The organism is Neorhizobium turbinariae, assembly GCF_023223505.1.
GTDB classification, from domain to species: Bacteria; Pseudomonadota; Alphaproteobacteria; order Rhizobiales; family Rhizobiaceae; genus Neorhizobium; species Neorhizobium turbinariae.
In genome coordinates, this window is record NZ_JALPRY010000008.1 from 171238 (window position 1) to 197229 (window position 25992).

Here is a 25992-nt window from a genome sequence, read left to right on the forward strand (position 1 = left end):
CCTTAAGGGTCGAGACTGGTGGCCAGCTTCTGAGCCACGGTCTCTGCCACCTGCCGGGCCTGCACACGGATGTCAGGCACGGCGGTGATTTCCCAGAACTGGCCGGCCGCCAGGGCACCAACGACAAAAATCTCGGCGCGGGACGTTCGGGCCCCGCCCGCGGCACGTGACTGGTCATCGACCTGAACGCCGAGCCCGAGGGGATCTGCCGTGATGAATTGCTGCGCCGCCATCTCTTTGAGAAGTGGCGAATGCTTGATGCCCGCGCGTTCCATGCCTGTGCAGTTGATGAGCCAGCGGCACTGCACGTCCTCTTCAACCGGCGTGCCTCGCTTCCGGTACCTGATCACCAAGTCGCCGTCCGAAGCGCTCACATCCTTGATGTAACCGGCCTGGATGCGCAGCGTCCCGTCTTTCACGAGCGGGTCAAACATCGCGAAGACATCCGGCGCAACACGATGGCGATGGATATTCCACCAGGGCAGCGCATGGCGCAGGAACCGGCTTCGTTCTGCCAGGGGAAGCTTCTTCCAGAGCTTCTGGGTGACCGGGCGCAACCCGTCCATGACCGAGCGCCAGTCCAACACGCTCGCCGCCTGTCGGCGAAGCTGCCGGAGAATGCCGCTGATCGACGGCGGTAGGGAATCGACATCAACCTTCACTGCCGGAGCGGGCTGTGCGAGATGCGGAAGTGGCGCCAGGCCGCGCCGGGAGAGAACGATGATCGGACCGCGATGTCCATGCGTACGCAAGCTGAGCACCTGGTCGATCATCGTCAGGCCCGAACCGAGGATACAGACGTGATCCTGCCGTCCAACCCGGTTCATCCAGGACAATCGCCACGGGTTTTCCACAATGCGAGACTTTGCTGACGCCGGCAGCGCACTTGTATCTATCGGCAGGTCGGCGCTGCCAACACCTAGACAGACGATGATATTGCGGCCTGCGATCTGGTCGCCGTTGTGCAGCTGAAACGCCAGACTTCCGTTATACTGCTCGACGCAGCCGGTCGCTTTCGCCCGGATGAAATCGACTCCGCAGCGCTCGTTGCGCTTGCGCAGAAGTGAAGCGAGGTTGTCGCGCAGATAGAGGCCGTAGTCGCTTCGTGAAGCGAAATCCCCGGTGGATAGCGGAATATTGCGCGTCTTCAGCCACTCGGAGAAGTCGTTCGGCCGGTCCGCGAAGAGGCTCATCCGACCGGCCGGCACGTTCAGCCGATGGAGGTAAAGTTCGCTGCGATAGGCGGTGCCGCGACCGAAACCCGGATCATCGCCGATCACGGCTACACGAGCTTCGCGCGGCAAAAGCTCCAGAAGATTGCAGGTCACTGCAATCGCCGAAAAACCTGAACCGACAACAAGGACGTCATAGATCAAATGGCACTCCTGGGTGATCGGGCCCAATCATGGGCCAATGTGCCGGGGCTCATACGCCCGGCCGCTGAGGCTTCGGCTTCTGGCTCTGGCAATCCACAATCGGCAGCTACCGCACCAGCGCCAGGCTGGACGGTTCGGATTGTGGCGGAGTCTGCTTGGACGGCAGGACATAGGATGCGGCAATGGCCAGTGCCACGACTGCGGCGGCTGTGGAGAGCAAGGTCGTCTTCATCAGGCTTCCTCCGTCTTCATCGACCGAACGCAACTGCGGCATTGAATAATCGTTCCGCACGCGATCGAACGTGGTGATCCTCGCGACGTGCGCGAGCCGCGCCTTCTTCGTTCGCACCCACAGTTAAATGTTGATCGACATCCTGTCCACCCGGCCGCGACGTGATACGCTCGCCTCAGTCGCAACCGCTACCCTTCAAGGATGTACGCGCTCGACCTCCCAGTGCGCCGGATGAAATTGCGTTCGCGGCTTCATTCAAAGTTTAGTTGTCCGGTGACTGGGGAGCATCAACAAGAGAATAATCTTCCTTCTCTACTTATCCGGTAGTCAATAGCCTTTCTCCCAATACGGTCGATGGGAGAAATCGATGACGACTATCGGGCGCGACGAACCGCTGAACTTCTTCTGGTTCATTCCGACGCATAGCGACGGCACCTATCTCGGCACCGACCACCTGAGCCGACGCCCGGAATTCCGCTACTTCAAGCAGGTGGCTATCGCTGCCGATGAACTGGGTTACGAAGGCGTCCTGCTGCCGACCGGACAATCCTGCGAAGACTCCTGGATTACGGCAACCGGGCTTTCGGTGATCACCGACCGGCTGAAATACCTTGTCGCGCTACGCCCCGGCGTCACCTCCCCCACCTTCGCGGCACGACAGACGGCAGCACTTGATCGGTTGAGCAACGGTCGCCTGCTCCTCAATGTCGTTGTCGGCGGCAATCCGACCGAACTTGCGGGCGACGGCATATTCCTCAGCCACAACGAACGGTATGAGCAGGCCGGTGAGTTTCTCGATATCTGGAAGCGGTTGCTCACCGGGGAAACCGTGAATTTCAAGGGAAAGTACTACGATCTGAAGGGCGCGCGTTCTGACTTTCCGACAGTCAGCCAGCCGCACCCTCCGCTCTATTTCGGCGGTTCCTCCGAGGCGGGCCAGGAACTCGCGGTAGAGGCGACGGATATGTACCTTACCTGGGGCGAGCCGGTCGAGCAGGTGAAGGAAAAACTCGATGCCGTTCGTGCCAAGGCGGCCAAGGCCGGTCGCAAGATCCGCTTCGGCATGCGCATCCACTTCATCGTCCGCGAAGACGAAGAGGATGCCTGGCATGCAGCAGACAAGCTGATCAGCAACATTTCGGATGAGCAGATCGAGCGCAGCTGGCAGCGTTTCCAGAAGGAAATGGATTCTGTTGGTCAGCGACGGCAAGCCGCGCTGCATGGGGGCCGCCGCGATAAGCTGCTGGTCGCGCCGAACCTCTGGGCAGGCGTCGGGCTCGTGCGCACCGGCGTCGGCACCGCACTCGTCGGCACGCCGCAACAGGTCGCGGACCGCCTGCGGGAATACAAGGCACTCGGGATCGATACGATCATCGGCTCCGGTTATCCGCATCTCGAAGAAGCCTATCGGGTGGCTGAACTCCTCTTCCCGCTTCTCGGCATCGACAAGCACCGCCGCCAGGGCTTGCGCGACAGCGTCGCAAATGAGTTTGCCGTGGGCGACTACGGCGGCACGAGGCTCGCCAGCGCAGCCGGTTGACCTCCAACTTCCGTAAACAAGTCACGCCATCTCCGAAAGGTCCATGCATGCTGAAACACATGAAGCTTCTCGCCGCTGCGGCCGTGGCGCTCACCACGCTTCTCCCTCCGACCGCCGCTTATTCGGAAGGCCTGATCCGCATTTCCCAGCAGTTCGGAACGCTCTACCTGCCGCTGCACGTGATCCGCGACCAGAACCTGCTTGAAAAACATGCGAAGGCTGTCGGGCTCGATGAGATCAAGGTGGAGTGGGCGCAGCTTTCCGGCGGCGACGCTATCAATGCCGCGCTGCTTTCCGGCTCGATTGACATTGCTGCCGCAGGCATTGGGCCTTTCCTGACCCTTTGGGGACGGACTGATGGCGCTGTAAAGATCGTCGCCGGACTTGCCAACCAGCCCAACTACCTCATCAGCAGCAATCCGAACATAAAGTCGCTGGCCGATTTTACTGCAAACGACAAGATCGCCCTGCCGGCCGTCGGCGTGTCGGTCCAGGCGCGCATCCTGCAGATGGCGGCCGAAAAGCAGTTCGGCGAAGGAAACCACAACAAACTCGACAACAACACGGTGAGCCTCCCGCATCCGGATGCAACGGCCGCGCTTCTTTCCGGCTCGACCGAACTCACCTCGCACCTTTCCAACACGCCGTTCCAGGAGCAGGCGCTGAAGGACGCGAAGGTGCACAAGATCCTGTCGTCCTATGACGTCCTGGGCGGACCCGTAACACCAACCTATCTGTATGCCACAACTGACTGGCGCGAGAAGAACCCGAAGACCTTCCAGGCCTTCTTCGAGGCGCTGAAGGAAGCATCCACCTGGATCGAAGCGAACAAGAAAGCCGCTGCCGAGACCTACATCCGCGTTGAAAAATCCAAACTCGATCCAACCTTCGTCCAGTCGCTGATCGAATCCCCGGACAACAAGTTCACCGTGGTCCCGACGCGATCCTTCGCTTTCGCCGATTTCCTGTACCGGACGGGCGCCATCAAGAAGAAGGCTGAGAGCTGGAAGGATTACACCTTCGAGGAACTGCATAACGAAGATGGGAGCTGAGCCATGCTGGCACGCGAACAGCTTCCGCCGGCCGTTATCGAAACAGACCACCTGACCTTGGAATACGCAACAGACGCAGGCGTCGTGCGAGCGGTGGAGGACGTCTCGTTCCGAGTTGGGGAAGGTGAGCGACTGGTCCTGCTCGGCCCCTCCGGCTGCGGCAAATCCTCAATCCTCAAATCCGTTGCCGGCTTCCTGAAGCCGGCTTCCGGCGTCATCAGGGTGCGCGGCACGGAGGTCAAGAGCCCCGGCCCAGATCGCATGGTCGTGTTTCAGGAGTTCGACCAACTCCTGCCCTGGAAGACGGTTCGGCAGAATGTCGAGTTCCCGTTGCGGATCGTGGGCAAGCTGGCGCGAAGCGAAATCCGCGAGCGAACGGAAGCGGCATTGCGGAAGGTTGGCCTCGAGCGGGTGATGGATAGCTACCCGCACACTCTTTCCGGTGGCATGAAGCAGCGCGCGGCAATTGCCCGGGCCTTGGTAACGGACGCCGATGTCCTCCTGATGGACGAGCCGTTCGCGGCGCTCGATGCGCTGACCCGTACCCAGCTCCAGACTGAACTTCTCGATCTGGCGCAGGAGCTTGGCTTCACGCTGCTATTCGTGACGCATTCGATCGACGAGGCTATCCTCATCGGCACAAAGCTGCATCTCCTCTCGCCTCATCCCGGTCGGACGATCACCAGCCTCGACACCGACGACTTCGGCCGCGAGGACATCGGCAGCGCGCGGCTCGAAAGCCTGTCTCGTGAGGTGCACGACCTCTTGTTTGCGCCGAGTGCCCGAAAGGACATCCTCGAGCATGTCTGACCTGTCCCTCAACCCGTCCACTTCAGCGGCTGCCTGGAAGAGCCTCCGAAACTCTGTCTGGAATTCACCTGCGGTTCGGAAGATTCTGGTGCTGGCGCTGCTCGCGCTGACATGGGAACTTGCAGCACGCTTCAATGCCAAGCCCATCCTGTTCCCGAGCTTCGTCGAAACGATGACAGCGCTCTGGCAGGCGATCACAACCGAAAACCTTCTCCAGGCATCCTGGGTATCGATGTCGGTCCTGCTGAAGGGTTACGCCATCGCGCTGGCCCTGGCGCTCGTGCTCGTGTCCCTCGCCGTTGCGAGCCGGTTCGTGCGCGAACTGCTGCAGACGTTGATCTCGATGTTCAACCCACTTCCCGCAATCGCGCTCCTCCCGGTCGCCATGTTGTGGTTTGGCCTTGGCGAAAAGAGCCTTCTGGTCGTTCTGGTTCATGCGGTGCTCTGGCCCTTCGCGCTTGCGGCGCTGACCGGCTTCGACAGCGTGCCCGAAACACAGCGCCTCGTTGGCCGCAACTATGGTCTACGCGGCCCGTCCTACGTGGCGCGCATCCTCATCCCCGCTGCCCTTCCATCCATCCTCTATGGACTGAAGATCGCCTGGGCTTTCGCCTGGCGCACCCTGATCGCTGCCGAACTCGTCTTTGGCGTCAGCTCTTCGAACGGCGGCCTTGGCTGGTTCATCTTCCGCAATCGCAACGAGCTGTTCACCGACAAGGTCTTCGCGGGCCTCGCGATGGTCATCATTATCGGCCTTGCCGTCGAGGGCATCGTTTTCCGGATCATCGAAAGCGTCACCGTCCGTCGCTGGGGCATGCAGCGCTAACACTCCACATTCACACAGAGACACTTGCAGAGCATGGACAGTAAAACAGAGTTTCTATGGTACATCCCGAACGACGTCAGGGCCGGGCACCGCGGTGACGCGACGGCCGACGGGCACAACAGCCTTGATGCGCTTACCAAACATGCAAGGGCGCTGGAAGACAACGGCTGGAAGGGTGCGCTCTTGGGCACCGGCTGGGGACGCCCAGACACGTTCACGGTGGCAACAGCGTTGACCGCGCGCACCGCCACATTCGAGCCCTTGATTGCCGTCCGACCTGGCTACTGGAAGCCCGCAAACTTCGCGTCGGCCGCGGCAACGCTAGATCAGCTGTCGGGTGGTCGTGTACGGGTGAATGTCGTTTCCGGACTTGATGATCTTGCAGCCTATGGCGACAGCGAAGGCGACCAGGCGCAGCGTTACGCGCGCACGAAGGAGTTCATGCGGCTGGTCCGTCGGCTCTGGACTGAGGAGGCTGTCACCTTCGAAGGCGACTATTTCTCCGTCAGGAACTCGACCGTAGAGCCGCGGATCGGCGCAGGCCCCGCGCGCCCACACCCGAAGCTCTATTTCGGCGGCGCGTCGGAAGCCGCCGAACGCGTCGCCGCCACTGAAGCCGATGTACAGCTCTTCTGGGGCGAAACCTATGACGGCGTCCGGCAACGCATCGAACGGTTGAAAGAGTTGGGCAAGTCGCTCGATCGCGATCTTCCGCCTCTGGAATTCGGCCTGCGGATCACGACGCTGGTGCGCGAAACCAGTGAAGAGGCATGGCGAGATGCCGAAGCCAAGGTGGCAAAGATGGCGGAGGGCAAGGCTGGCAGCTGGCACGACCACCGGGCGGCCGTCGCTGTCGGCCAGCAGCGTTTATATGACCTCGCAGCAAAGGGCGACGTGGTTGATGACAATCTCTATACGGCACCCGGCAAATACGGCGGCGGTGGTGCCGCAACGACCTGGCTTGTCGGTTCTGCGGAGGAGGTGGCGCGTTCGCTCCGCAAGTATCGCGACCTCGGTGTGACGCACTTCATCCTGTCGGACACGCCCTACCTCACCGAGATCAAGAGGCAGGGCCAGCTTTTGCTGCCGCTTCTGAAATAGTGCACTGGACGGTTCGTCTCGACCGGCAGGAGCCGATCAGTTCACCACCATCTGGAACCAGGTGTCGAGGAATTTGCTGCGCTTGATCGTGTCCCGAAACACCAGAAGCTCCGGGCCGAGCTCGATCCGCTGGAGGCTCTCCAGGTCAGCAAAATCCGCAGGATAGGTGAAACCGACCGCCGCAAGGGCTGGCTTGGTCTCCGGCGACTGGAGCACGTTGAGGACAATACGCGCGCCGCGCAGGTTCGGCGCGCCTTTCGGCACAAGGACCGTCCACGGTACAGTCAGCACATAATCCTGCGGGACAACAATCTGCACGTCAGCGGGCATCGCGCCGCTGGCCAGCAGCGCCGACAGCGGCGCGTTGTACACCACATCGATCTCGCCGACACGGAACGCCGCAAGGAGATCGTCCGTCGTGTCATAGATCCGCGCATCCGCTGCGCCGAACGATTGCATGAGCCGCCAATATAGCGATGTGCGGATCGAATCTTGCGAAGCAAGCAGGTAGCTGACATCGTCGATGCCGATATTGACGATGCCAACGCGGCGGGAAAACCGCTGGGTGTTCTGTTCCAGCGCGCGAACGAGTTCGATGCGGGTCCGAGGCAAACGATCCACGAAGGCGCCTTGCCGCAGAACCATGACGGCAGGATCTGACCAGAAGCCGAACACTTCCTCGCGCCACTGCGTCTCCGCCGCGGCACCCGCGGCCGCGTCGCGCGTGGCGAAACCTTCATTGGCGATGGAAACCGCAATATCTGGCGAGGCCAACAATGCGATGTCGAAGGGCGCCACGGTGCGTTTTGCATCAGCGGCGATCTGCGCAGACGACAGTCGCACATAAGAGAGTTCCGCGCCGGGCAGACGGGCCGCCAGCGCCGTCATCAGCGGTTTTATCCGTTCCTCGGACACCACGCCTGCAACGCGAACTGCACGCTCCTGTGCCGCAACAGCGCCGGGAATGAGCCACACGAGCAGCAGGCAGATAACGAGATTCCGCAAACCTATCCCGAACATCAATCCCCCTCCCCGCGCGTGACCGGCAGAACGACCTGCACGATCAGCCCGCCGCCTTCGCGGTCCGCGACTGAGATGCTGCCGCCAAAGGCAACGGCAACGTCCTTTGCGATCGCGAGGCCAAGCCCGGTTCCGGGGTGACTGGCGTCGACGCGCGCAAACCGCTGGAAGATCTTCCCCTTCGCGGCGTCCGGAATGCCCGGACCATGATCCATCACCCGCAGGATCGCCGTTCCGTCCTTCACCGAAAGCTCGACGTCCGTCGGCCCCGGCGCATGAATGAAGGCGTTTTCCACGAGGTTGCGCACCATCTCCCTCAACACGACAGGCTCCGCAACAACAGGAACGGGTTCCTCCTGCACCACAAGATCCAGAGATTGGATCAGGCGCGCGTAAGCGCTTTCCGCCCGCAACATCTTCAGGGCAGCGTCAAGCGCATCACGGAGATCGACGACCTCGCGCTCCTGGGTCTCCAACCGGTGCATGGTGGTCGCGTCCGAAAGCAGCAGGTTCGCCAGCAGGCTCGCATCGCGCGCATTGTGATGGATCCGCGAAAAGCGGCGCCGCGCGTTCGGGTCCTGCGCCTCCTCCAGGCCCACTTCCGCCTGTGCCTGGATGGCCGCAAGCGGTGTCCGCAGCTGGTGAGCGGCGTCGGCTGTCACACGCTTGACACCGTCCAATACCGAGCCCAGCCGCTCCATGAATTCATTCAGCGCCGCCACCAGCGCCGAAACCTCAGTGGGCACCTCACGATCGATGCGGCTGAGGTCTGACGGGCGTCGCGCCCTCAGATCGCTCTCGATGAGCCTCAACGGCGAGAAAGCCGAACGGACGGAAACAAGAATCAGGCCGCCCGACAGGAGTGCGATGGCGACCGCGGGAAGCATGCCGTTGAATGTCAGTTGCGCGGCAAGTTCCTGGCGGGCCTCTCTGGTTTCGGCCACCATCACTCCGATCCAGCCGCCCGCTCCCGTCACCGTGTCGACGCGATACCGCTGAACCGACGCGATTCGCACCGGATCACCCCGGTAATCGGCGTCGTGGATCTGGAGGCTGGCGTCCTGCGGTGCGGGAATGTCGAGCCCCAGCGTGGGAGCGCCGCTGACCAGCGCGCCATCCGGCCCGGTAACGCGGTAGAAGACCCGGTTGAGGCGGGAGGTGCCGAGGATGGCGAATGCGGAGTAAGGAATGTCGACGGCGACCGCTCCCTCCTCGATGCCCACCGTATCAGCGATCGCCAGCACCGATGCCGTCAGAACCCGATCGAACGCTTCATCGGCGGCGCGTGTCGCATAAGCGCGAACCATCACCACCAGCACGCTGCCGATCACCAGGAAAAGACAGGCTGTGGTGATGAGCAGCCTACGCTCGATCGACATTCGCGCCATCAGACGACCGCACTGGATTTACTGCGCAGCATGTAACCGACCCCGCGATGCGTGACGATTTCGACATCCACTTCATCAAGCTTCCTGCGGACACGGGAAACGAGCAGTTCCACCGCATTCGGGGTCCCGGCGTCGTCGTGACCGAAGAGCTTCAGGTAGAGGCGCTCCTTGCTGACGGTATTGCCTGCATGAGACGCCAGCGTTTCCAGCACCTCGAACTCCCGGCGGCCCAGCTCCAACGGTCGACCATCGACGCGCGCGGACCGCGAGGAAAGATCGACTTCCAGTCCGCCGACGCGAATGAGGGACTTGGCGAGCCCCTGGTGGCGACGTGTCACGGCCCTTAAGCGGGCTTCGAGCTCTCCAAGATCAAACGGCTTGACGATGTAGTCATCCGCGCCGAGGTCGAGCAGGCTTATCTTGTCGTCAAGCTGGTTCCTGGCGGTGATGACAAGCACCGGCGTGGGCGAGTTCTGCTGGCGCATGTGCGCCATGACATCAAAACCGCTTCGGCCGGGCAGATTGATATCGAGCACGACGACATCGAACTCGCCGTGGATCGCCAACTCCTCCCCAGAAATTCCGTCCTGCGCCAACACCACGTGGTGCCCCGCCCGCGTCAGCTTTGCTTCGACCGCTTCGGCGATATCGACGGAATCTTCAATGACAAGGACGCGCATGGGCTGACAGGACTCTGACAGGAACTTTTTGGATAACTGCGATCCTACAGCAAGGGCTTTACCAAACGCGAGACGGTAAAGCCTGCGGGAGGAGAAAATGAAACATCACCGCATCCTTGTTGCGTGCGGCATCCTCGCAGCCTTTTTTTGGATCGGCAGCACCGAAAGCCGTGCGGAGACATGTGTCCAGCGCGGCGCGCTCGACGTGGCCTATTGTGACGCCGACGGCGATCTTGTCGCCGATCCCCCGACTGACCCCGCAAAGCTGCGCAATCCGAAGACGCTCGTCTGGGCCTTTGCGCCGATCGAGGACCCTGCCGTTTACGCGCAGCTGTTCCGGCCGTTCACGAAGCACCTCTCCAAATGCCTCGACCGGCAGATCGTTTATTACCCGGTCCAATCCGTTGCCGCCGAAATCGCCGCCATGCGCGCCGGACGTCTCCATTTTGCGGGCTTCTCCACCGGGCCGACGCTTGAAGCCGTAAACCGTGCGGGTGCAGTGCCCTTTGCAGCAAAAGGACAAAGTGGCGAGTTGCGCGGCTATCGCCTGATCGCAATTGTACGGGCGGACTCACCGTATCAGACGCTGGCGGACCTGAAGGGCAAGCGCGTCGCCCATGTTTCCGCCGCCTCCAATTCCGGCAATCTTGCGCCTCGTGCATTGTTCCCCGCCGAAGGCCTGACGCCGGATGTCGATTATCGCCCGATCATGTCGGGCGCGCATGACCGGTCGGTAATGGGCGTGCTGTCGCACGACTACGACATGGCGGCCGTCGCATCGGACGTACTCCAGCGACTGGTGGAGCGCGGTGCGGTCGATCGGACCGCGATCCGAACCCTCTATGAGAGCCCGCTCTTTCCGACCTCGGCCTTCGCCCATGCCCACGATCTTGATCCGGACCTAACGGAGAAGCTGAAGGCCTGCTTCTTTTCATTCCGCTTCCCACCGGAAATGACAGCCGCCTTCAACGGCGACGAGCAATTTCTTCCCGTCCGCTACGCCGAGGCCTGGAAGGCCGTGCGCGCAGTGACTGACGTTGTCGGCGCTTTGCCCGACTGATGCGCAAAGACAAGAACATAAACAGAAGTGATGCCATGACCCTGCAAACTGCTTCGTCCGAGGACACCCAACGTCCTCAGCCAGCTACGAAAAGACTATCGTATCTGCTGCGCGTCAACAGCGCCGACCCGACGCTGATGCTCGCGTTGTTGCTGCTGGTCGTGTTCGGTTATCTGATCTTGGCACCCGTGGTGCTGCTGCTCATCGATGCCGTGACCGTTCATTTCGCCGATATCGCCCGCACCAAGCAGGATCTTGGTGCCTTGACGTTTTATTACCTGAACCGCGTGCTTATCTCGCCCATTTCACGCGATCTGTTCTGGTGGCCGTTGGCCCACACCGCGATTATCTCGGTTGCCGCGATCGTTATTTCCTTCCTCGTCGGCGCCCCGATCGGCTGGCTGCTCAGCCGCACCGATCTCATCGGCAAGAAGTGGTTCTCGACTGCGCTGCTTTTGCCCTACATGTTACCATCCTGGACGTTTGCGCTCGCCTGGCTCACCCTGTTCAAGAACCGCACGACGGGCGGCCAGCCCGGATGGATGGAGACCTTTGGCTTCACTCCTCCGGACTGGTTGGCGTACGGAGCGCTACCGATCTCGTTGATCCTGGCGCTGCACTACGCGCCCTTCGTGATCCTGCTTTTCGGCAACGCGCTGAAGCAGTTCGACACACAGCTTGAAGACTCCGCACGAAGCCTCGGCGCGAGCCCGGCAACCGTTGCCCGCCGGATCATCCTCCCCTTGATGATGCCGTCGCTCGTCTCGGCCGCAACGCTCATTTTCGCGAAGTGCCTCGGCGATTTCGGCGTCGCCTACGTGCTTGGCGTGCCGGTCGGTTTTGACGTATTGGCAACCTCGCTCTTTCGCGCGATCTCGACCAGCCAGGCAGGCGCTTCGGCGGTTCTTGCCGGCGTCATCGTCCTGCTCGGGACGATCTCCATCATCATCGACATGCGCCTGCTGAAGGAAGCCAAGCGTTTCGTCACCATCGGCTCGAAAGGCGCGATGGTTCGCCAGACGCCGCTCGGCAAATGGCAGGCACCGGCATTCGCGTGGGCGCTTCTCGTCTTCATCATCAGCGCGGGTATCCCGCTCCTGGCGCTGACACTGACGACGGTGATGCGTGTCCCGGGCTCATTCAGCCTCGACAATTTCACGCTGGACTACTGGATCGGCACCGACCTCGGCACCACGGCATTGCGTCAGGGCATTCTGCTGACCGGCGAGTTCTGGCTTGCACTGTGGAACACGGTCTGGATGGTGGGGCTTGCCGCGATTGGCGCCGGTGTACTCGGCCTCCTCGTCGGTTATGCGGTCGTGCGTTCGCCTGTCGCATTCGTTTCGGTCGCGCTTCGCCAGATCACCTTCCTTCCCTATCTCGTTCCCGGCATCGCGTTTGCGGCGGCCTACCTCTCGATGTTCGCGGTCGCTCGCCCTCCCCTGCCGGCGCTCTACGGCACGCCGATCATCCTCGTGCTCGCGATCCTCGCAGACCAGATGCCGTTTGCGTCCCGCGCCGGCATATCCTCGATGATGCAGCTCGGCCGTGAACCGGAAGAAGCAGGTCAGATCGTGGGGGCCGGCTGGTTCCGCCGCATGCGTTCCATCGTCCTGCCGATCCAGCGCAATGCTCTCGTTTCGGCGATCCTTCTGCCCTTCATCTCCGGCATCAAGGGCCTGAGCTTGGTCGTCGTTCTGGCGGTACCCGGCACCGACCTCCTGACAACCTACGCAATCCGCCTTGTCGACTATGGCTACAGCCAGGCCGCGAACGCCGTGGTCGTGATGCTCTGCGTCGTTGCCTTCACCGGCACGATGCTCGTCCAGAAAATCGGCAAGGCAAACCTCTCAGACGGCATGGGAAGCAAATAATGTCCAGCATCACCTTGGAAAACATCCGCAAGAGCTATGGCCGCAGCGGCCCGGCCGCGATCGCCAATCTCAGCATGGAGATCGGCGCATCGGAATTCCTCTGCCTGCTTGGCCCCTCCGGTTGCGGCAAGACCACGACCTTGCGCATGATCGCCGGCCTCGAACACCCAACGGATGGCCGTATCCTGGTCGACGGCAAGCCGATTGTCTCGGTAGCGGACGGCATTTTCACCGTGCCGGAAAAACGCAACATGGGCCTCGTGTTCCAGAACTATGCGCTCTGGCCGCACATGACGATCCGCGACAACGTCGCCTTCGGCCTCACCTTGCGCAAGACGCCTGCCGCTGAGCGCGATGCCATCGTTAACCAGGTCATGACAAAGCTTGGAATTGCCAAATATGCCGATCGCTATCCGGCGCAGCTGTCTGGTGGACAGCAGCAGCGCGTGGCACTGGCGCGTATGCTGGCGCTGAAGCCATCCGTCATCCTGCTCGACGAGCCGCTTTCGAACCTCGACGCCAAGCTGCGTCTCGAGATGCGGGCCGAGCTGAAGCGCATCCACGCCGAAGCAGGCTCCACCATCGTCTTCGTCACCCACGACCAGTGGGAGGCCATGACGCTTGCCACCACGATCGCGGTGATGAGCGAAGGTGAGTTGCAGCAGGTGGGCACGCCGGACGACATTTATGAGCGGCCCGCGAACCGCTTCGTGGCCGAGTTTGTCGGCAGCCTGCCGATAAACATCATAGAGCGGAGTGCAGGCGAAACAGGGCCACTGGTTAGCTGGCTCGATCAGGTTCTAGCGCACTTCGGTATTAATGCAGCACCGGTAGCATCTGCGGGCATCCGGCCGGAAGCCACGCGACTTGGCCGACTTTCCCAGGACGAGGCTGCGAGATGCGCAGCGGGTTGCGGTTCCGTCGTGGATGTTGTTCCGACCGGCGGAAGCTGGATCGTTGAAATCGACGTCCAGGGCACCCGCTTCTTCGCAATCGCGACCGAAAACCCGCGACTTTCGGCGGGGGATACCACCCATTTCTGGGTCGAACGGCAACATCTGCACCTTTTCGACCGGGAGAAGCAGCGCATTGCCCTTTGAGGGCATGCGAAACAAGAGGCAATGGAGGAAAACATGCCGAAACTATCGATCTACATGCTGGCGGGCGTTTCAGCGCTCACGATTGGTCTCATGAGCGCCTCGGCGCAGGATGCCAAGGAGATCGGAATCCCAGACAGCGAGTATTCGCTGGAGGCACTGATCGAGGCAGCCAAGAAGGAGGAGCCGATTACCGTTGTCGACGCGACCGGCAAGATCGTCTCGATGGCTGAGAACTTCTCCAAGAAGTACGGCCTGAAGGCGACCGGCGTTAAGATGAACGGCCAGGATCAGGAACAGATCATCGCGCGAGAAGCGGCTGCCAACAACGTGCGCACCGACGTCTTCAACATGAGCAACCTGCCGTCCGTGACGAGCCAGATCCTGCCGCAGGGTTTCGGTATCTCCTGGCTGGCGCCGGACCTCAAGGACAAGATTCCCGCTGAGTACCAGAACCCGGCCATCACCAGCAACAACCCGTGGGTCTTCGCCTATAACACCGACGTGCATGGTGAGACCTGCCCGGTCGACAATCTCTGGGCGCTGACGACGGAAGAATGGAAGGGCCGAGTTGCGATCCCTGACCCGCTTCTGCGCAACGAAACCATGTTCTGGTTCAACCAGCTTGCAGCTCATGGCGAAACGGAACTGCGCGAAGCCTACGAGGCGCAGTTCGGCGAAGAGTTGAAGACCGAAGAGGCAAGCGCGGCGGCCGAGTGGGTCAAGCGGCTTGCCCAGAACAAGCCGAAGGTTACCAAGAGCGACACCGATGTCGGCCCGATTGTTGGTGCCAAGGAAGAAAAGCCGCCGATCGGCTTCCTCAGCGCAGCGATCTTCCGCGACGCCAAGAAGGACGGCTACGGCATGGGCATCTGCAAGGAGATGAAGCCCTGGATTGGCCAGCTGACGCCGCGTGTAGCCGTCATCGCTTCCGGCACGAAGAGCCCGAACACTGCCAAGCTCTTCGCTCGCTTCATGATGACGGAGGAAGGCATGGCACCTCAGCTCACTGACGGCAAGATCTCCACCAACACCGAGGCGAAGATGCCGGAAGGTGAAGCCTCCGGCGTTGCAGCGGTGATTGACCGTCTCTACGTCAACCACTCAGAAACCACTCAGGACGACTTCGCCAATCTCCAGGACTGGCAGGATTTCTGGCTGACGAACTCGCGCTAAGACCATGTGCCCCGCGCGACAGCGCGGGGCATTCCCATCTAAAGGATCTGAGACAACCGCGCGACTATTCCTCAATCAATGCCATTGGTATAAAGTTATACGTTTATACTCTTTGGTTTGACGGATGCCTCCAGAGCGTGCATGCTCTGGATGAATTCGTTCGTGGGGAGGTGACGGTGGGAAATCCGCAAGTGGATGGGAAAACGATCGCCGTTGTTGGCGGAGGCCTGATCGGCGCCAGTTGGGCCGCCTTGTTCACCACATACGGCTATGATGTCGCGCTGTACGAACCGGCTCCAGCAGCGCGTGACGCAATCAGGGAGAAGGTCGACGCTGCCGTCGCGTCGATCAGAGAACTCTCCCAGCACCTCGCAGAATGTGGCACGCTGACGCTGACCGAAACGCTTGAGGAAACCGTAGTAGGCGCGGCTTGGGTGCAGGAAAACGCGCCGGAAAAGGTTCCGCTCAAACGAGAGCTTTATTCCGCCATTGAAGCCGCGGCGCCAGCGGACATCACCATCGCTTCCAGCACGTCGTCACTTGTGTGGTCGGAACTGAGCGCCGAGATGGCAGAGCCTTCGCGGCTCATCACCGCCCACCCTTTTAATCCGCCGCACCTGATGCCGCTGGTGGAACTTTACGGCCCTGACCGGGCACGGGTGGACGCTGCGGCGGAATTCTACCGCACGGTTGGCCGCCATCCGGTGAGGCTGAAGCGCGAAGCCGTCGGGCATATCGCCAACCGTCTTTCTTCTGCGCTGTGGCGCGAAGCCGTGCATATGGTGGCGGAAGACATCGCAGACGTGGAAGACATCGATGCGGCGCTCGTTTACGGGCCCGGTCTGCGCTGGTCGGTGGTCGGCGCACACATGGCCTATCACCTCGGCGGCGGTGCCGGCGGGATCGGCCACTACCTTGAGCATCTTGGTCCCAGCCAGGAGCGGCGGTGGAAGGATCTCGGCAACCCTTCTCTTGATGCGGCGACGCGCGAAAAGCTGGTCCAGGGGATTGCGTCCGAGGCGCGCGATCGCCAGATCGGGGAACTCGAGGCAGGTCGCGATGCCGCGCTCATAGCCGTGCAGAAGGCCCTGGAGGACAGGCGACTTTGAGCCTCCCGGCACACCCGCGCGACGCGTTTTTCCAAGTGGCCAATGCCTCCTTAAAGTTGCGGATTTATCTGCCTTTGCAATGTGCTAAGGAAGGTCCTCCTCTTAGGTTTCTGTGTCAATGATCGAACATCATTCGCCGACGCCGCTCTACCATCGCATCTATGCGGTAATGCGCGAGCGGATCATCAAAGGCTACTATCGCAGCGATACTCCCGTCCCCAGCGAAGCCGAGTTGGCGGAAAGCTTCTCCGTCAGCCGCATCACCATTCGCAGGGCGATGGAGATGTTGACGATGGAGGGGCTGGTGACGCGCGCGCGTGGCCGCGGGACCTTCATCACGGACCGCTCGAACGAAAACGAGCTCAACCGGGCGGTGGTATCGAACGTCAACGGGCTGTTCCGTTACCTCAATGCGGTGGGCGAAAGTACCCGCTTGAAGGTCGTGAGCCTCGATGTGGGAGAAGCACCGCCGCGCATCTGTGCGCAGATGGGCCTTCCGCCGACCGCAGAACTGGTCCGGGCCGTACGCGTGCGCTCGCTCGACCGCCGGCCTTATTCCCTGTCCATTGCCTATCTGCTTCCCGAAATCGGCGGCACGCTGAAGCGTAACGACCTTGCGACGACAAACATGATCGACCTTGTCCAGCAGGCCGGTGCTGTGGTCGAACAGGTCGAGCAGACCCTGACCGCGACACTTGCGGACGACTATGCGGCCAAACATCTCGACATTCCCGTTGGAGCGCCGCTGATGCTGGTGAACCGGCTGTTCTTCAACGCTGAACTGAAGCCGTTCTACGCCGCCGAAATCTTCTATTGCGCCGACCGCTACGAATACCGCGTCTCGTTGAAGCGCGAGGACGGCAAGGATTTTGCGCTCGGAAACTAGTCTCTACCGATTTTCGAACGGATGACGCAATGCGCGACCGAGATCGCCCGGCAGCGTCGGCATGGGCATGTCTTCAATGCTGTCGATCAACGTGCGAATGGCCGCGGCGTGTTCGGAGCTCCACACTGAGCCCATCAACCGGCTCGCCTTGGCATCGACATCCTCACGCGTCAGTGCCCGCACACCATCGCCCTTTGGCACCAAGACTTCAGCCGTCTCTTGCTCCCTGTCTGAAAGAACCAGCGTTACGCGCGCTGGTCGGTTCGCCGGATAGAGCGCATCGAACTCAGGATCAGCCTCAAGCACGACTTTTGCCGCAAGATCGGCGACCAGCGGGTGGTGCAGCCGATTGAGCGATAAGCCGTCATGCGGCAAGGCGCCGAAAGAGAGAGCAAGTGCTGCGGCGTGCCTGAAGCTGAAGCGGGCGGCAAGGTCGCTTGCCGGATTGGGGGAGTCATACTGGAGCGCGGTTCCATAGACCTGCACCCGCACCTCCTGGATCCGTGAGGGATCGAACGCGCCAAGCCGTTCCCGCAGGATCTCGATGCAGTCGAGCATTGGCCCAAGATGGGCGCAAACCGGATGCCATTTCAGGTAGGCCGAGCTGATTTCATACCTGGACCAGCCACCGTCCTCGCCGATACCTTCTGTCAGCCCGGCTGGATCGAAAGCCTCACCGGCGCGAGGTCCGAAAAAGCGCTCCAGTGTTCTCTCCGACGGCGTCAGCCCAGCAAGGCTCGCCCGCGCAACATTGATGCCATTCTGCACGCCCAGGCCGACGAACAGGTGGTGGCCGCTAGCGCCTTCCATGCAGGTGTCGCGGAATGGAAAGAGTGCGACGGCTGCGGCATTGCCGATCGCAGATTCGATCAGTTCGGCTCGTTCCGGTTCATCCAGAGCCCGACCTAAGAGGTGGGCGGCGGCTACAGCGGCGCCGATACAGCCGAACGTCCCGGTGTCATGGAGAAGCGGTTGCATGCCGCCGAGCGACGCGCCAATCCTTGCCGAAACCTCATAGCCCGCCATAACCGCATCCAGAAAGGAAGACGCTGGCGCTTGCGTCTCCTCGGCAATTGCGAGCGCGGCCGGGAGGACATGGCTCATTGGGTGACCGCGGGCACGCCGGTGCCCGTCCTGCAGTTGAAGCACGGTCATTGCCATACCGTTGGCCAAGCCTGCAACAGCCGCGGGAGAACCATCAGGGAAACCGGCAGTTGAAGCGTTGCCGGCACCGCCAGCCGCCACCAGTGTTGCGCGGGCCCGTGCGACGGATGGATGTGCCGCACCCGCCACCATGACGGCCACGGTATCCAGCACGAAATCGCGATACGCGGATCGGACATCGCGCGGAACCTGCCCGAAGCAGTGTCGTGCGGCGGCAATCGCAAGGCGGCGGGCGGCGTCGTGCATGCTCTCAGCCTTTGGCTGCGTTCTCGGCTGCAGCCCCAGCCTTCATCATCGCATGCAGCATGTCGAGCCGCGGCTCGACCGGCGCCGGATAAACGTCACGGCCGTGGCGAAGGCCGAGCGCCAGGAAGGTTTCCACCAGCTTGTAGGTAAGCGGGCCTGGATTGACGACAGGAACCGGCAGGTTCGCCGCCAGATATTCACCCGCCTGGTGCATCGTGGTCGAGCCAAGGCAGATCACTTCCGCCCCATCTTCCTCGATGCAACGCATGGCGACGTCGCGCATGCGTGGGAACACCTTGTCTTCCTTGCCGCCGAGCAGGTTCGAGAAGTCCGGCGGCTGGTCAAAACTGCGCACCGATGCGCATTGCCGGTCAAACCCGTATTCACGAATTGCCTTCCGGTAGCGCGGCAGGGCCGGCTCCCACTGTGCCAGGACCGAGAACTTGCCGCCGAGCGTCAGCGCGTAGAGCATGGACGCCTTGCCGGCGCCGATGACCGGGATGGACAGAACCGAGCGCAGCATGACCATGCCGCTGTCCGACATGGTATCGATGCAGACGGCATCGAAACCTTCGGCTTCAGCGTTGCAGCCCGCTTCGAAGATCGCCAGATCCATCAACCCCCAGTCGTGCGGCGACATGAACGAGGTCGGGCCGCAGGTCACCGGACGGTAGGTCAGATCCCAATCGGCTGGCAACGGCACATAGCGAGACTGCGCCTCGCGGTTTCGGACGCCTTCGGCATCCAGGGCGAAAGGAACGATGACAAGGATACGGGTCATTGGTTGCCCTCCAGATATGCAGCGCCGGCGACGCCAATCGCGCGGATCATGTCATGCTTCGGCACCAGCGGTGTCGGCCAGGTCGCCTTGCTGTGGGTGAGCTTCAGGTCGAGAGCAATCGATGCCAGCTTGTAGGTCAGCGGACCGGGGTTGATGACTGGCACGCCGATACGTTCTGAAAGCCACGAATGGGCTTCATGCATCGTGGTTGATCCGAGGATCAGGACCTGCGCGCCATCCTCTTTCACGCATTTCTGCGCCGCCTCCAGAAGCAACGGGAAAACCTGGTCTTCCTTGCCGGAGAGCAGGCTCTTGTTGTCCGGCGTGACACCGATCGAGCGCATCGAGGCGCATTTGTGCTCCATTCCCAATTCGCCTAGCGTCTTGGTGTAGAGCATCTTCCATCGATCCCACATCATCAGGATCGAGAACTTGTCGCCGAGCATCTGTGCGACCAGCATCGAATGGCGACCAGGCGCGATGACGGGGATGGTCAACACGGAGCGCAGCATCGCCATGCCGCTGTCGGACATCGTATCGATGCAGACGGCATCGAAACCCTCCTTCTCCGCATCAAGGCCTGCGTCGACAATCGAGAAATCTGCGAGCACCATGTCGTGCTGGCTGGAATAGTTCTTCGGCCCAACCCGCACAGGGCGGTAATGGAATTCGATACCCGGGCCGAGATCGACCGCCTTCATCTGCGCTTCGCGGCGGGAGAGATCCGCCTTGCCCATCGGAAACGGTACGATGACCATGACCTTCTTCATTAGTTCCTCCTGTCGGTCTGGGTGCGCACCGCGATTCTGAGCAAGGGCGGTGCGCGATGTGGTCAGCCTTGGGCGGCTATCCGCGCGGCACTGATCCCGGCCAGTCGGCCGAATGTCGTGGCAGCCAAGAGGCCGTTGCCCGAAAGGTATCCATAGTTGGAGTCACCCGAGACACCGCGGGCAGCGCCACCACCGGCCATCAGGTTTGGCAGCGGCGTTCCGTCATCGCGCAGCACACGCGCTTCGGCATCAACGACAAGGCCGCCCTGCGTATGGAACAGCGCGCCGTTCACCTTCACCGCGTAGAAGGGTGGCTTGAGCAATTGTTCCTCAGAGAACTGACGGCCGAGGCGGTCCGGCTGGCCACTGCGTGCAGCTGCCTCAATCGCGTCAAACTCAGCCTTGACCGCATCGAAAGGCAGGCCAGTGACGGCTGCAAGCTCCTCCAGAGTGTTGGCTGTCTTGACCGCGCCGAGCTTGCGGATCTCGCGGTAGTCGTAAAAGCCCATGGCCGCTTCTTCGCCCGCAGCATCGAAAATGTCCCACGCCACGTGGCCCGGCTGTGCCGCGACCTCCGAGCCATGCTCGGAATACCCGCGCATCTCGTTGGAAAACCGCCGGCCGTCGGTGTTCAGAAGGACGCCACCCTTGGTGATGACCGCCCAGGTCAATGGCAGCGAATGAGGATGCGCAACCGATCCATGGCCCTGGTAGGCACTCATGTCCGCGACCGCGGCACCGAGTTCGAGACCCCATTTTACGGCATCGCCGGTGTTGGACAGGTGGCCGCAGCACTCCGCATCTGCAATTTCGGGAATGTACTGGCGCACCATTTCGGCGTCGCCGGCAAAACCACTGCAGGCCAACACCAGAGACTGGCAACCGAGCGTCTCCAGTGCCCCGTCAGGACGGCGGAACCGAACACCAGTCACGCGGCCGGAGCCATCGACATAAAGGTCTTCGGCCGAGGCGCCAGTCACGAGGTCGATGCCGGCATTGGACACGGCGGCAAGCAACGCCTGCTCGAGATCCGCACCAGTGCGGCTCTTTGGGCCGTGCATGCGAAGGCGGGAATGGCCGGGGTAGAGGAAGCCGGTAACGAGCTCGAACTCGATGTTGTGGGCGTCCATCAACCAGTCGATCATCGGGCCGGCATTGCGCGCCAGCACCAGAGCCTGGTCGTGCGGCGTATGATCATGGGTCTTCGCCACCAGGTCTGCCGCGAAGAGTTCCGCGCTATCATCGATGCCCGCTTGTTTCTGCAGGCGTGTGCACGGCGCCGGGATCAGTCCGGCTGACAAGGAGGTTGAGCCGGTCGGGTTCTCATCGCGCTCCAGTACGAGCACCTCTTGTCCTTCGTCATGCGCGGCAAGCGCGGCAACAAGCCCGCACGCCCCTGCCCCGATCACGACAACCGGTACCTCGAAATCAAACTCCACGCCGCTGGCGCTCAAGACTGCCATATCCCTGACCCTCTCCTCTGACAGTGGCGGGCGCCGCTCCCGGCGCCCTGAACCTCGCTCAATAGCTGGTACGATTTTCCTCAGGCGTCCCGTAACGGGCTTCGAGCTCCTGGATCTCGGGCATCCGCGCCATGTCGAAGAACTCCTTGAAGCTCATCACGTTTGGCGCGATCGACGCGATCGTCTCTTCGTTCTTCAGCACCTCCAGCGTGCGTCGCGCCGCTTCGCAGGCCGAGAGCAGCAGCCAGTTCGGATAGATGATGAGCTTGAAGCCGAGCGCTTCGATTTCCGATCGCTTCAGGAACGGCGTCTTGCCCGACGTGGCCATGTTGTAGAGCAGCGGGATGCCTGGGAAGCGCCGCGCGATATGCGGGAGGTCATTGGGGCCGGGACTTTCGATGAAGACGACGTCAGCACCCGCTTCGCGGTACATCTCGGCGCGGTCGAAGGCAGCATTGCGGCCATGTAACGCCAGCGCATCGGTACGGGCGATGACAACGAAATTCTCGTCAACGCGGGCGTCGACCGCGGCCTTGACCTTGGCAACCATGTCTTCTGCCGAGATGAGTTGCTTGCCGGCCAGGTGACCGCACCGCTTCGGCAGCACCTGGTCTTCCAGGTGAACTGCAGCGACACCGCCACGCTCATAGAGCTGGATGGCGCGGCGGACGTTGAGCGGCCCGCCGAAGCCGTTGTCGGCATCAGCAATCAGCGGCACATCGGAAGCATCGGCGATGCGGGTGGCGTTGTCGACCATTTCCGTCATGGTCAGAAGACCAACGTCCGGATAACCGAGACGCGTGGCCGAGGTGCCGGCGCCGGTCATGTACATGGCCTCGAAACCTGCCTCGGCAACGAGGCGTGCATACATGGCATCGACGACGCCTGGAGCCATGACGGCTCGTTCGCCTGCGAGCGCCTGCCGCAGACGTTGTGTCCGAGTAAGAGACATTGTCTTCTCCGTTTCTCCGTAAAATGGTCCGCCCACACCACATCCAGGCGCGGGCGGATCCGTTACATGCCTAGATAGGCTTGGCGTAGCTGGGGATCGGCGAGCAGACCTGCTGCGTCTCCCTGCATAACGAAACGACCCTGCTCGATCACGTAGGCGCGCTTTGCAACGCCCAGTGACTGCATGACATTCTGCTCGACGAGGAGCACCGCAACGCCATCAGCGTTGATCTTGGTGATGAGCCCGAACATTTCCTCGACCATGATCGGCGAGAGACCAAGCGAGGGCTCATCAAGGATGAGGAGTTCCGGCTCCGACATCATCCCGCGGCCGATTGCGAGCATCTGCTGCTCACCGCCGGACAAGGTACCGGCAAGCTGACCAAGCCGTTCCTTCAGGCGTGGAAAGATGGCGCAGATGCGCTCGAAATTCTGCTTGGCATTGCTGCTGGCACGGCGGAAGGCGCCGAGCTTCAGGTTTTCCGCGACCGACAGGTTTGGGAAGATCTTGCGCCCTTCCGGCACATGAGCGATGCCGAGCGCGACGATGTCGCGGGGCTTCTTGCCCGTGATTGTGACACCCTTGAAAGAGATCGATCCACCGCTCGGGCGAATGAAGCCGGAGATGACGTTGTTGAGCGTCGTCTTGCCGACACCGTTCGAGCCGAGGAGCGCGACGATCTCGCCTGCCTCGACGCGCATGTCGATGCCCTGCAACACCGCCATCGAGCCATAGCCCGCGCGAATACCGGAAATCTCAAGCATGGCTTCCCTCCTGAAGACGGGCGGCCGCGCCGTGCCCAAGATAGGCCTCCACGACGGAGGGATCCTTGACGAGTTCGCGTGGCGGTCCATGCGCGATCATCTTGCCCTGATTCAGGACGTAAGCCGTTTCGGCAAGGCTCATCACCGCCTGCATGACATGTTCGATCATCAGGAAAGTATGGCCCTCGTCACGGATCTGGCGGATGATACCGACGATCTCCGTAATCTCCGACGGGATTAGACCGGCCATGACCTCGTCCAGCAGCAGAAGCTTGGCGCCGGTGGCGAGAGCACGCGCGAGTTCGAGGCGCTTGCGACCAGCGATCGTCAGCGACGAGGCCGGCCGATCAAGCATCGCGCCCATCCCGAGCCGCTTTCCGACTTCACGGGCGACCGACATCGCATCGCGGCGGTCGTGATGGTGGAGATACGCGCCTACGGCGATGTTCTCTTGGACTGTAAGGCCGGCAAACGGTTGCACGATCTGAAACGTGCGGATCATGCCCAGTTCGCAGATCCGGTGCGGCGGCAGGCCGGTAATGTCCTGGCCGCGGAAGCGGACCGTTCCGACGTCAGCCTTCGTAAAGCCGGCGATCATCGTGAAGCAGGTCGTCTTGCCGGCGCCGTTCGGACCCAGGAGCCCGACGATCGACCCTTCGGGAACATCAAGATTGGCATCCGTGACTGCCTTCAGACCCCCGAAGCTCTTGGAGAGATTACGGACCTCAAGCATTGTCGTTCTCCTTCTTCTTGAAGGGGCCGACGCGGCCGGCCAGTCCGACCAAGCCCTGCGGCAGGAAGCGAAGCGCGCAGATCAACACGATCGCGTAGAGCACGAAGTTCAGGCCCGGCGCGTTCGGGAGAAGGTGCTTTGCGCCTTCGCCGAGGAGATGCAAGCCAAGCGTGCCGAGCAACGGACCCCAGACGGTGCCGGCGCCGCCGATGATCGGCCCGATCAGCGCCTCGACCGAGACTGCGCTGCCGTAAACAACGGTGCTGTCGATGAAGAGCCAGAGCTGCAGATAAAGGACACCGGCAAGACCGCCGAATGCGCCGGAGATCGCCATCGCCTGGACCTTGATCTTGTAGGTATCGATGCCGAGCGCACGCGCGGCGTCTTCGTTTTCGCGCACGGCGATCAGGTAGGCGCCGAACCTGGAGAACTTGATCAGCGCGGTCAGCGCCATCACGGCAGCAACAACGATCAACAAGGCCGTATAAACGACGGTGCGGTCATTGATCTGCAGGTTGCCGATGCCTGGCGCGAGCGTGAGCTGCAAGCCGCTGCCCCCGCCGGTGAACTCGAAGGACGAGGCGCAGATGCGAAGAACCTCGGCAAAGGCGAGCGTCACTAGAGCGAAATACGAACCGCGCAGACCATAACGGAATGCAAGTGCACCGATGAAGGCGCCCATGGCAGCCCCGGCGAGAATGCCCGCGCCAAAGCCGATCCATGCGTTGAGGCCGAACTTGACCTGGAGGATTGCCGACGCATAGGCGCCGGTGCCGTACATGGCGGCATGACCGAAAGAGGAAAGGCCGCCGAAGCCACCGGTAATGTTCCACGAGAGCGCGATCACGGCCACAATGAGCGCGTTGATCGTGAAGCCCATCCAGACCGGCGAGGAGGCGAAGTATACGCCGAGCAGGTAGGCGATGGCGGCAGCCACGAGGGCGATTTGGCCCACAGAATTAAGTCTCATTAGCGCGCCCTCCCCAGAAGCCCGGACGGTTTGAAGAGAAGGATCAGGATGAAGGCGAGGAAGATACCGATCTGACCAAGGCTTTCGCCCAGGAACAGGCCGCAGAGGGATTCGATAACGCCGAGGAGCAGGCCCGCAATCAACGCTCCGACAAGGCTACCCATGCCGCCAAGCACGACCGTGGTGAAGGCAACCAGCACGAAGGTGTAACCGACCTGCGGGGTGACGTAGAAGGTCGGCAGCAGCAGGCAGGCGGCGAGCGCCACGCAGGCAGTGCCGATGCCGAAGCAGATCGCGTAGGTATGGTTGACGTCGATACCGACGAGTTCTGCGCCGCGCTTTTCAATCGCAACTGCCCGGATGGCGGAGCCGGTGCGGGTATAGGCCATGAACGCCCAGAGGAGCGGGGCGACCGCAAGTGCTGCGACAAAAGCAATGACGCGTCCGAGCGGCAGGTAGGCGCCAAGAATCTCGACCGTATCATAGGCGTAGGCGATGTCGGCCGTGCGGGTGTTCGATGTCCAGAAATAAAGTGCCAGGTTATCGACAATCATCGATACGGCGAGCGTGATGAGAAGCACGTTCTGCTCCGACCCGCTGCTCATCGGCGCGATCAACCCACGCTGCAGGGCATAGCCGAGCGCGAAGAACACCGGCAGCACAATCGGGATCGCGAGATAGGGGTCGACGCCGAGATGGTAGTGCAGGAAGTACACTGCATAGAGCGCCAGCATCAGAAGGCTGCCATGCGCGAAATTGATGATGTGCAGTACGCCGTAGATGAGGGTGAGGCCAAGCGCCACAAGCGCATAGACCGCCCCCATCATGAGGCCGCTCAGCACGGCAGGTAAGATCAGACTCGACATCAGGCTCGCCTTCGTGGTCTTGCAGAAAAGCTCCCGGCAGGCAGAGCCTGCCGGGA

Annotated in this window: 25 protein-coding genes; 11 read left to right on the forward strand and 14 right to left on the reverse strand. The window is 61.7% G+C overall.

Features of this window, described 5'->3' with window-relative positions; genetic code table 11:
* Positions 1–2 precede the first annotated feature (2 nt).
* Together M0654_RS07385 and M0654_RS22735 are read right to left on the reverse strand one after the other, a co-directional pair.
* Positions 3–1376 carry an FAD/NAD(P)-binding protein gene (locus tag M0654_RS07385; RefSeq protein WP_248682510.1) on the reverse strand — a complete coding sequence of 458 codons (1374 nt, stop codon included), beginning with the start codon at positions 1374–1376 and terminating at the stop codon, positions 3–5.
* A 106-nt stretch (positions 1377–1482) separates the two neighbouring features.
* Positions 1483–1608, reverse strand: coding sequence for a hypothetical protein (locus M0654_RS22735; protein ID WP_282571566.1), 126 nt, complete (start codon positions 1606–1608; stop codon positions 1483–1485).
* Positions 1609–1975: 367 nt separating this feature from the next.
* Here M0654_RS22735 and ssuD point away from each other — a divergent pair, with 367 nt between their 5' ends.
* From ssuD to M0654_RS07410, 5 genes are read left to right on the forward strand one after another with little or no spacing between them, the layout of a single operon-like run.
* Positions 1976–3148 carry an FMNH2-dependent alkanesulfonate monooxygenase gene (gene ssuD, locus M0654_RS07390; RefSeq protein WP_248682511.1) on the forward strand — a complete coding sequence of 391 codons (1173 nt, stop codon included), beginning with the start codon at positions 1976–1978 and terminating at the stop codon, positions 3146–3148.
* A 47-nt stretch (positions 3149–3195) separates the two neighbouring features.
* Positions 3196–4200 carry an ABC transporter substrate-binding protein gene (locus M0654_RS07395; protein WP_248682512.1) on the forward strand — a complete coding sequence of 335 codons (1005 nt, stop codon included), beginning with the start codon at positions 3196–3198 and terminating at the stop codon, positions 4198–4200.
* Positions 4201–4203: 3 nt separating this feature from the next.
* The gene (locus M0654_RS07400) at positions 4204–5010 is read left to right on the forward strand and encodes an ABC transporter ATP-binding protein (RefSeq protein WP_248682513.1); all 807 of its coding nucleotides are present in this window, start codon (positions 4204–4206) and stop codon (positions 5008–5010) included.
* Positions 5003–5836, forward strand: coding sequence for an ABC transporter permease (locus M0654_RS07405; protein ID WP_248682514.1), 834 nt, complete (start codon positions 5003–5005; stop codon positions 5834–5836). Before M0654_RS07400 ends, M0654_RS07405 begins: the two co-directional genes overlap by 8 nt.
* Before the next feature lie 33 nt (positions 5837–5869).
* Positions 5870–6937, forward strand: coding sequence for an LLM class flavin-dependent oxidoreductase (locus tag M0654_RS07410; protein ID WP_248682515.1), 1068 nt, complete (start codon positions 5870–5872; stop codon positions 6935–6937).
* 36 nt (positions 6938–6973) lie between these two features.
* Here M0654_RS07410 and M0654_RS07415 read toward each other — a convergent pair whose 3' ends face one another.
* Genes M0654_RS07415 through M0654_RS07425 form a run of 3 tightly spaced genes read right to left on the reverse strand, consistent with a single transcriptional unit; the run spans position 6974 to position 10025 of the window.
* Positions 6974–7957, reverse strand: a complete 984-nt coding sequence (locus M0654_RS07415) for a substrate-binding domain-containing protein (RefSeq protein ID WP_248682516.1) — start codon at positions 7955–7957, stop codon at positions 6974–6976.
* Positions 7957–9336, reverse strand: coding sequence for a sensor histidine kinase (locus M0654_RS07420; RefSeq protein ID WP_248682517.1), 1380 nt, complete (start codon positions 9334–9336; stop codon positions 7957–7959). Before M0654_RS07420 ends, M0654_RS07415 begins: the two co-directional genes overlap by 1 nt.
* 8 nt (positions 9337–9344) lie before the next feature.
* Positions 9345–10025, reverse strand: coding sequence for a response regulator transcription factor (locus tag M0654_RS07425; RefSeq protein ID WP_248682518.1), 681 nt, complete (start codon positions 10023–10025; stop codon positions 9345–9347).
* Positions 10026–10122: 97 nt separating this feature from the next.
* On the opposite strand from M0654_RS07425, the gene phnD reads away from it, so the two are divergent.
* From phnD to M0654_RS07455, 6 genes are all read left to right on the forward strand, one after another.
* The gene (gene phnD, locus M0654_RS07430) at positions 10123–11085 is read left to right on the forward strand and encodes a phosphate/phosphite/phosphonate ABC transporter substrate-binding protein (RefSeq protein WP_248682519.1); all 963 of its coding nucleotides are present in this window, start codon (positions 10123–10125) and stop codon (positions 11083–11085) included.
* A gap of 137 nt (positions 11086–11222) precedes the next feature.
* Positions 11223–12959: an ABC transporter permease gene (locus tag M0654_RS07435; protein WP_248682662.1), complete on the forward strand. Its 1737-nt coding sequence runs from the start codon at positions 11223–11225 to the stop codon at positions 12957–12959.
* On the forward strand, positions 12959–14059 hold the full coding sequence (locus tag M0654_RS07440) for an ABC transporter ATP-binding protein (protein ID WP_248682520.1): 1101 nt from the start codon (positions 12959–12961) through the stop codon (positions 14057–14059). The genes M0654_RS07435 and M0654_RS07440 overlap by 1 nt, the downstream gene beginning before the upstream one ends.
* Positions 14060–14092: 33 nt before the next feature.
* Positions 14093–15232, forward strand: a complete 1140-nt coding sequence (locus tag M0654_RS07445) for an ABC transporter substrate-binding protein (RefSeq protein ID WP_248682521.1) — start codon at positions 14093–14095, stop codon at positions 15230–15232.
* A gap of 176 nt (positions 15233–15408) precedes the next feature.
* Positions 15409–16341, forward strand: a complete 933-nt coding sequence (locus M0654_RS07450) for a 3-hydroxyacyl-CoA dehydrogenase NAD-binding domain-containing protein (RefSeq protein WP_248682522.1) — start codon at positions 15409–15411, stop codon at positions 16339–16341.
* A 118-nt stretch (positions 16342–16459) separates the two neighbouring features.
* Positions 16460–17227 (forward strand): GntR family transcriptional regulator, encoded by a 768-nt coding sequence (locus tag M0654_RS07455; RefSeq protein ID WP_118852804.1) that lies wholly within the window; start codon positions 16460–16462, stop codon positions 17225–17227.
* A 3-nt stretch (positions 17228–17230) separates the two neighbouring features.
* On the opposite strand, the gene M0654_RS07460 is transcribed toward M0654_RS07455, so the two are convergent.
* The 9 genes from M0654_RS07460 to M0654_RS07500 form a co-directional block, all read right to left on the reverse strand.
* Complete coding sequence (locus M0654_RS07460) at positions 17231–18637, reverse strand: MmgE/PrpD family protein (RefSeq protein WP_248682523.1); 1407 nt, start codon at positions 18635–18637, stop codon at positions 17231–17233.
* A gap of 4 nt (positions 18638–18641) precedes the next feature.
* Positions 18642–19418 (reverse strand): aspartate/glutamate racemase family protein, encoded by a 777-nt coding sequence (locus M0654_RS07465; RefSeq protein ID WP_248682524.1) that lies wholly within the window; start codon positions 19416–19418, stop codon positions 18642–18644.
* A complete protein-coding gene (locus M0654_RS07470) occupies positions 19415–20188 on the reverse strand; it encodes an aspartate/glutamate racemase family protein (protein WP_248682525.1) in 774 nt (257 codons plus the stop codon). The genes M0654_RS07465 and M0654_RS07470 overlap by 4 nt, the downstream gene beginning before the upstream one ends.
* Positions 20189–20250: 62 nt before the next feature.
* Entirely contained in the window at positions 20251–21651 is a 1401-nt protein-coding gene (locus tag M0654_RS07475; RefSeq protein ID WP_248682526.1) for an FAD-dependent oxidoreductase, read from the reverse strand.
* A gap of 58 nt (positions 21652–21709) precedes the next feature.
* Positions 21710–22603: an isocitrate lyase/PEP mutase family protein gene (locus M0654_RS07480; protein WP_248682527.1), complete on the reverse strand. Its 894-nt coding sequence runs from the start codon at positions 22601–22603 to the stop codon at positions 21710–21712.
* A 62-nt stretch (positions 22604–22665) separates the two neighbouring features.
* On the reverse strand, positions 22666–23367 hold the full coding sequence (locus M0654_RS07485) for an ABC transporter ATP-binding protein (protein WP_248682528.1): 702 nt from the start codon (positions 23365–23367) through the stop codon (positions 22666–22668).
* The gene (locus M0654_RS07490; RefSeq protein WP_248682529.1) at positions 23360–24100 is read right to left on the reverse strand and encodes an ABC transporter ATP-binding protein; all 741 of its coding nucleotides are present in this window, start codon (positions 24098–24100) and stop codon (positions 23360–23362) included. The genes M0654_RS07485 and M0654_RS07490 overlap by 8 nt, the downstream gene beginning before the upstream one ends.
* Complete coding sequence (locus tag M0654_RS07495) at positions 24093–25070, reverse strand: branched-chain amino acid ABC transporter permease (RefSeq protein WP_118851724.1); 978 nt, start codon at positions 25068–25070, stop codon at positions 24093–24095. Before M0654_RS07495 ends, M0654_RS07490 begins: the two co-directional genes overlap by 8 nt.
* Entirely contained in the window at positions 25070–25936 is an 867-nt protein-coding gene (locus M0654_RS07500) for a branched-chain amino acid ABC transporter permease (protein ID WP_248682530.1), read from the reverse strand. Before M0654_RS07500 ends, M0654_RS07495 begins: the two co-directional genes overlap by 1 nt.
* Positions 25937–25992 lie beyond the last annotated feature (56 nt).

What these genes read in the sequence shown, in the direction of transcription:
- M0654_RS22735 (WP_282571566.1), bottom strand. Translation starts at nt 1,608, where the DNA reads ATGAAGACGACCTTGCTCTCCACAGCCGCCGCAGTCGTGGCACTGGCC.
- ssuD (WP_248682511.1), top strand. Translation starts at nt 1,976, where the DNA reads ATGACGACTATCGGGCGCGACGAACCGCTGAACTTCTTCTGGTTCATT.
- M0654_RS07395 (WP_248682512.1), top strand. Translation starts at nt 3,196, where the DNA reads ATGCTGAAACACATGAAGCTTCTCGCCGCTGCGGCCGTGGCGCTCACC.
- M0654_RS07400 (WP_248682513.1), top strand. Translation starts at nt 4,204, where the DNA reads ATGCTGGCACGCGAACAGCTTCCGCCGGCCGTTATCGAAACAGACCAC.
- M0654_RS07405 (WP_248682514.1), top strand. Translation starts at nt 5,003, where the DNA reads ATGTCTGACCTGTCCCTCAACCCGTCCACTTCAGCGGCTGCCTGGAAG.
- M0654_RS07410 (WP_248682515.1), top strand. Translation starts at nt 5,870, where the DNA reads ATGGACAGTAAAACAGAGTTTCTATGGTACATCCCGAACGACGTCAGG.
- M0654_RS07415 (WP_248682516.1), bottom strand. Translation starts at nt 7,957, where the DNA reads ATGTTCGGGATAGGTTTGCGGAATCTCGTTATCTGCCTGCTGCTCGTG.
- M0654_RS07420 (WP_248682517.1), bottom strand. Translation starts at nt 9,336, where the DNA reads ATGTCGATCGAGCGTAGGCTGCTCATCACCACAGCCTGTCTTTTCCTG.
- M0654_RS07425 (WP_248682518.1), bottom strand. Translation starts at nt 10,025, where the DNA reads ATGCGCGTCCTTGTCATTGAAGATTCCGTCGATATCGCCGAAGCGGTC.
- phnD (WP_248682519.1), top strand. Translation starts at nt 10,123, where the DNA reads ATGAAACATCACCGCATCCTTGTTGCGTGCGGCATCCTCGCAGCCTTT.
- M0654_RS07435 (WP_248682662.1), top strand. Translation starts at nt 11,223, where the DNA reads ATGCTCGCGTTGTTGCTGCTGGTCGTGTTCGGTTATCTGATCTTGGCA.
- M0654_RS07440 (WP_248682520.1), top strand. Translation starts at nt 12,959, where the DNA reads ATGTCCAGCATCACCTTGGAAAACATCCGCAAGAGCTATGGCCGCAGC.
- M0654_RS07445 (WP_248682521.1), top strand. Translation starts at nt 14,093, where the DNA reads ATGCCGAAACTATCGATCTACATGCTGGCGGGCGTTTCAGCGCTCACG.
- M0654_RS07455 (WP_118852804.1), top strand. Translation starts at nt 16,460, where the DNA reads ATGATCGAACATCATTCGCCGACGCCGCTCTACCATCGCATCTATGCG.
- M0654_RS07460 (WP_248682523.1), bottom strand. Translation starts at nt 18,637, where the DNA reads ATGCACGACGCCGCCCGCCGCCTTGCGATTGCCGCCGCACGACACTGC.
- M0654_RS07465 (WP_248682524.1), bottom strand. Translation starts at nt 19,418, where the DNA reads ATGACCCGTATCCTTGTCATCGTTCCTTTCGCCCTGGATGCCGAAGGC.
- M0654_RS07470 (WP_248682525.1), bottom strand. Translation starts at nt 20,188, where the DNA reads ATGAAGAAGGTCATGGTCATCGTACCGTTTCCGATGGGCAAGGCGGAT.
- M0654_RS07475 (WP_248682526.1), bottom strand. Translation starts at nt 21,651, where the DNA reads ATGGCAGTCTTGAGCGCCAGCGGCGTGGAGTTTGATTTCGAGGTACCG.
- M0654_RS07480 (WP_248682527.1), bottom strand. Translation starts at nt 22,603, where the DNA reads ATGTCTCTTACTCGGACACAACGTCTGCGGCAGGCGCTCGCAGGCGAA.
- M0654_RS07485 (WP_248682528.1), bottom strand. Translation starts at nt 23,367, where the DNA reads ATGCTTGAGATTTCCGGTATTCGCGCGGGCTATGGCTCGATGGCGGTG.
- M0654_RS07490 (WP_248682529.1), bottom strand. Translation starts at nt 24,100, where the DNA reads ATGCTTGAGGTCCGTAATCTCTCCAAGAGCTTCGGGGGTCTGAAGGCA.
- M0654_RS07495 (WP_118851724.1), bottom strand. Translation starts at nt 25,070, where the DNA reads ATGAGACTTAATTCTGTGGGCCAAATCGCCCTCGTGGCTGCCGCCATC.
- M0654_RS07500 (WP_248682530.1), bottom strand. Translation starts at nt 25,936, where the DNA reads ATGTCGAGTCTGATCTTACCTGCCGTGCTGAGCGGCCTCATGATGGGG.